This is a genomic window from Pseudopedobacter sp., from assembly GCF_040392825.1.
In the GTDB taxonomy this organism is placed as follows: Bacteria; Bacteroidota; Bacteroidia; order Sphingobacteriales; family Sphingobacteriaceae; genus Pseudopedobacter.
The window spans coordinates 1-5,670 of record NZ_JBEBVH010000250.1 but is presented as its reverse complement, the minus strand read 5'-3'; the positions used below and the strand labels follow the sequence as shown (position 1 = coordinate 5,670).

General features: G+C 38.4%; 3 protein-coding genes. All 3 read right to left on the bottom strand.

Annotated features, from left to right (window positions below):
• Nucleotides 1-106: 106 nt before the first annotated feature.
• Complete coding sequence (locus ABWO41_RS14685) at nucleotides 107-1,750, bottom strand: RagB/SusD family nutrient uptake outer membrane protein (RefSeq protein WP_353139634.1); 1,644 nt, start codon at nucleotides 1,748-1,750, stop codon at nucleotides 107-109.
• A gap of 13 nt (nucleotides 1,751-1,763) precedes the next feature.
• Complete coding sequence (locus ABWO41_RS14680) at nucleotides 1,764-4,760, bottom strand: SusC/RagA family TonB-linked outer membrane protein (protein WP_353139631.1); 2,997 nt, start codon at nucleotides 4,758-4,760, stop codon at nucleotides 1,764-1,766.
• A 299-nt stretch (nucleotides 4,761-5,059) separates the two neighbouring features.
• Nucleotides 5,060-5,670: response regulator transcription factor (locus ABWO41_RS14675; RefSeq protein ID WP_353139628.1), on the bottom strand; the 611-nt coding region annotated here is incomplete at its 5' end.

Sequence of the window (5,670 nt, the reverse complement as noted above, 5' to 3'; positions counted from 1 at the left end):
CCTGATTTATCGGGTAAATCGTTTGCAGTTTATACCGATAAAAGCGGGCTACAATTAATACTCTATGTAAACATGTCGGTTTCATATTAATATCTTACATGTTATCTTAATCATAGCCTGGATTTTGAGGGAATGGTGCATCTCTATTTGCATCTCTGATTCCTTGCGGAATAGGCCATAAAGCATATTCTTCTTTTACTTTATCTGCAATAGCAGGATTGTGTAATTTTACCCGATCTACATATTTTTTTGTACGTACCAATGTAAAACGACGGCTTTCCTCGCCAACCAATTCTCTTATGCGTTCGTCAAGTAAATAGTCCATATCCATTTCTGCAGCACTTACTAATGTTGCTCCAGCTCTATCACGCACTTCGTTTACCGCATCAGCAGCTTTCTGCGGATCGTTCTGACCTAAATAGGCTTCTGCTAAAAGCAAATAAGTTTCGGCCAAACGGAACTTCATACGGTCTTTATAGCTTCCTGTTAAACTCAGGTTTTCTACACGTCCATAAAAGAACTTGGTAATGGCAGGAAACAAAGTTTTTGTTGTAAACCAGGTCTGTTCGGTAATCGGCGCTCTTTTGCCAAATAGTGAAGCGTCTCCCGAATTATTATAATACCAGTCTCGTTTAATATTATAATTTGAGTTTCGAATATCACCAGCATCAAAAATTCCTAGAACATTTCCATCTGCATTTGTACGGGCAGTTCCTACCCACCATTTCATCGGCACCAATTGTGCAATACCTCTACCTCCCAGGGTATCTGCAAGTACAAAGCCGTTGATAGATGAATAGTTAGGTATCCAGGCCCTGCGAGTCCAGTCATCAGAATTGGTACCACCTCCAACTACGTTAAATTGAAATTGTAACACCCAAATGCTTTCTCTATTGCCACTGGTTAATCTGTTTTGGTTGTTTTCCAAAAACATATCACTAAACACATCACCTGGTTTGTCTTTATTAACACCAAATCTGGTTTTCATTAAGTTGTAATATTTACTATTGATTACTGCTAAAGCAGCTTTTTCGGCCGCAGGATAATCTCCCTGTAATAAATAAATTTCACTTAACAGGTGGCTTGCAGCCCATTTGGTTAGTTTACCATCCTTTACCTGATCTGGATTTTCCGGCAAATGCTCTACTGCAAATTTCAAGTCGTCTACCATGTGTGCAATGACTTCAGCCTTTGGAGTACGTGTAAAATTCAGCTGGAAGTTATACAAAATGGTCTCTACGTACGGTACGTCACCATAAAGATAGACTAGCGTTCGATAAGCATAGGCCCTAAAGAATCTTGCTTCTGCCTGAAAACGCACTTTGTCTGTAGGTGAATCCCAGTTGGTATTTTGTTCCGAATAAACCAGCATTAAATTAGCTGATGAAATTACGCTATAAGCCCAATTCCAATAGGTACCAACAAACCGCTCTGTCGGCCTGAGCGTTAAGTTGGCAAATGCCATTAAAGAAGCATCGCTATTAATAACATCCGCAATATCGGTAGCTGCCTGTAGCGCTTCATAAGGAGCAGCCCCATTGTGTATAAATGCACCACCCTCGCCATAAGTATTGTATTCCGAGCGGGTTAATGCGTAAAGTCCCGCGCTACCCACTTCAAATCCATAAGTACTGGTATAAGTATTACTTGGGGCTAATTCAGTCTTCAAATCTTCTTCCAAAAACTTTTCACAGCCACCTAATGAGATCAATGTAATAAGTGCAAGACTTGCTTTGATAATATTTTTCATTTTCGTGTTGTATTTAGAAGTTTACATTTAGGCCAAACATATAGGTACGGGCTGTTGGAAACGAAGCCATCCAGGTATTATCGTAATTAAGAACCTGCCTGATGTTAGAAAAGGTATGAAGATTGTTCACACTTAGATTGACATCAATTCCGCTTACGCCTACTTTCTTAGTGACTTGTTGTGGAATTCTATATCCTAAAGTAATATTTCGGACCTGTACGTAACTCACCTTTTTGTAGTACCCATGCCCCAGTGTGTTTAAATAACCCGGAGAAACAATGGTAGCATTCGGATTTTCAGGAGTCCAGTAATTGGCGTTATGCACATAATTGGTTATTCCGAAAGTCCAGGCCCCTATATTCGCCATATGATCATCGCGCCATACATCGAAAACACCAGTCACCAAAGCGGATGCATAAAAATTCTTATAGCTAAAGCGGTTGGCTAATGAAGCCGTATAACGAGGATTTTTAGACCCAATTACTTTTCTATCGTCAATATTAATAGTACCATTACCATCAACGTCTTCTATTTTAGCAGCTCCGGCAGAAGCACCAGCTGGATAATCCTCACCCGTTTGCCAAACACCAATCATGTTGTAATCGAATATTACCCTCAATGGTTTGCCGATAAACCAATTATTGCCAATATCATCTTTACCATCTCCTCTTAGCTCTACTATCTTATCGCGGTTTAACGAAAACACCGCTGTAGAATTCCATTTAAAGTTTTTTGTATCAACATTAAGGCTGTTCAAAGTTACCTCTATCCCTTTATTTCTGGTGGCACCAATATTATCGTAAATACTCCTGTATCCATTCATAATAGGAACAGTACGAATCATCAATAAATCCTCGGTATTAGAAATGTATCCGTCAATTGTACCGCTCAACCTGTTTTTAAATAATTGGAAATCTATTCCCAGGTTGCTGGAATATGTTGTTTCCCATTTTAGATTAGGGTTACCGATACCATCACCAGCCAGATATGCCGTGTTTACTTGCGTACCATTATCACCCCAAATATATTTTACGTCCGAATACAAACGGTCTAATGTCCTGTATGGACTTATTGCCTGATTACCATTGGCTCCGTACGACATACGAATTTTTAGCATATCTAACCAGCTTACATTATCCTTTAGAAAACTTTCTTCCCCAATATGCCATGCCACAGCCGCTACCGGGAAAAATGCGTATTTGTTATTTTTTCCAAATACAGAAGCGCCATCAGTACGTCCTGTTAAAGTAAGTAAGTATTTGCCTTTATACGCATAATTCAAACGCCCCATATAGGAAAGCATGGCTGTTTCCGTTAGCCCAGAATTATTGACGATATTTCGGGCAGCGGTATTCATCATGAAATATTCAGTATCGTCAGTTACAAAGCCTTCTCCACTTTGCGAGGCACTTACACTTTTGGTTTGTTGCATACTGAATAGACCGGTAGCATCAAAACGGTGGTCGCCAAACTGCCGCTCATATTTCAACAGGTTCTCCCAGATATAGTCGTTATAATGAGAGTTATTGATAGATGCTTTACCGCCTACTAAACCTGCCTGCTCTCTTCCGTCAAAAGTATTTCTTCCGTAATAAGTTCCTGTAAAACCACTTCTATAGTTATAACCAAAATTAGATCTTGCGGACAATCCTTTAACGGGTAATAAAATATCTGCATAGCCAGAAAGGAAAAAATTTCTGTTAATCCTGTCCTGTATAGCATTTACATTACGCATTGGGTTAGCAATTAGCGCATATTCCATTGGTTCGGGAACATAATTACCAACCTCATCTTTGTAGCTACCATATGGACTTTGCTTAATGGCATGTTCTATATTTGGTGTTACCCCTCCATCGCTCCTTTGCGTATATTGCATACCGACACCAATGGTCAGCCATTTGTTAAAAGTCTGATCGAGGTTAGCAGTCATATTAAGGCGAGAGAGACGCGAATTGTAAACAACACCGTCCTGGTCCAGAGCGGCTAGTGAGGCTATATATTTTGTATTTTCCGTTCCGCCGGAAATACTTAGCTGATGGTCCATACTAACTGCCCTTCTGAATATATAGTCCTGCCAGTTGTGGGTAATTCCGTTTTGATAGTTTTTGCGTTCTGTAAGGCTAATAATATCACCGGCAACCGGGTCTAATAAATCACCGGTATAACCTTGTCTTAACCTGCCTATGTCTTGTTGGAAACGGATGTACTCATTTGGCCCCATAACATCTATTCTTTGCATAGTTTCGGCCATACCCAATTGTCCCCTATAAGAAACATTAGCCTTGCCTAATGCTCCTCTTTTAGTTTGTATAAGGATAACACCATTTGAACCACGAGAACCATATATAGCAACGGCTGAAGCATCTTTCAAAATGCTTAGGCTTTCAACATTGTTAGGATCAATGTCAGTTAAAGAACCACTATAAGGTATTCCGTCTAAAATAATAAGTGGCGAGTTATTAGCAGACAATGAGTTTTCCCCACGAATAAGTAAAGTTTGGCTGGCGCCTGGTGCGGCGTTTCCAGTTGTAATGCTAAAACCGGCTACCTGCCCTACTAAGCGATCCATAAGATTTGGTGTAGAAACCATTTCTAATTGTTCTTTGCCTACTACTGCCAATCCGCCAGTTAAATCCCTTCGCTTTGTAGAACCGTACCCCACTACAACAACTTCATCTAACATTTTATCACCAGCCATTTTTACATTAATGACTCCTGACGAATTAACTTTAACTTCCTGGCGATCGAAACCTATGTAGGAGAAGACTAATGTATCGTTTAAGGGAGCTTCTATAGAATAATTTCCGTCTAAATTGGTTGATGTTCCTTTCTTCGTTCCTTTAACAAGTACAGAAACACCTATTAATCCCTCGCCTTTTTCATCTGTAACTTTTCCTGTGACTCTAACATTTTGTCCATTCTGTTGCGAATAAATATGGTTTGCTGACAGGAAAAATACAGCAACAACCATTAAGCAACTTTTAAGCTTTATGTGAATTCCTCTAATCATATAAATTGGTTTATATTAGTTATAGTTGGTTAAGGTTTTAAGTATTTAATTTTCATTCTTTATTTGATCTTTAAGAAGATAGACCGTTATCAAGTTTTAATAATATTCATTCCATGACTTTCTGATTAAATGGTTAAACTTTTTAGGTTAATTAAGTTGGTTTAACAAAGTGCTTTAAGCAACCGTGTATACACAAAAGTATGCACAGAAGGCTTTTTCAATGGTATTGGTTTGTACAGAAAAGGTTTTACTTTGTACAAATCGAACAATTACAGGAATAACTGTAGAAAAACACCCGGTTAAGACTTCTTTCTAAATTCAGTAGGTGTTATATCAAATTGTTTTTTGAAACAAATGCTGAAATGTTTGGGATTATTAAATCCTATTGAATACGAAATTTCGGATATAGTAAGATCCGACTCCTGGAGTAACTGTGCTGCTCGTTTCATTCGGATATCCATAATAAACTCCTTGATTGACATTCCAAGGATGTCATTTATTTTTTGGTACAATAAGGTTCGCCCAATTCCCATATCGGACACAAATGATTCAACGTTATAATCTATATTGCTGATATTTTTTTCGATATGCTCCATTGCTTTTTTTAGCAGCGCTTCATCTGTAGAAGAAATTGTGATTTTAGAAGGTTCTACGATATATTTTTTGCTATACGATTGCTTTAATTCATTTTGATTCTTTATCAGATTGGCCACCTGTTTAAGTAAATAATCCATATCAAAAGGTTTATCTATAAACACATTGGCTCCGCTCTCTAATGCTTTTATCTTGTTTTCGGTATTTTTACCTAAAGCCGATAACATAACAATTGGAATATGACTGGTCTTGATATTCGAGCGTAAGCGCCTGCATACATCAAAACCATCAGCTTCCGGCATCATTAGATCAGTAA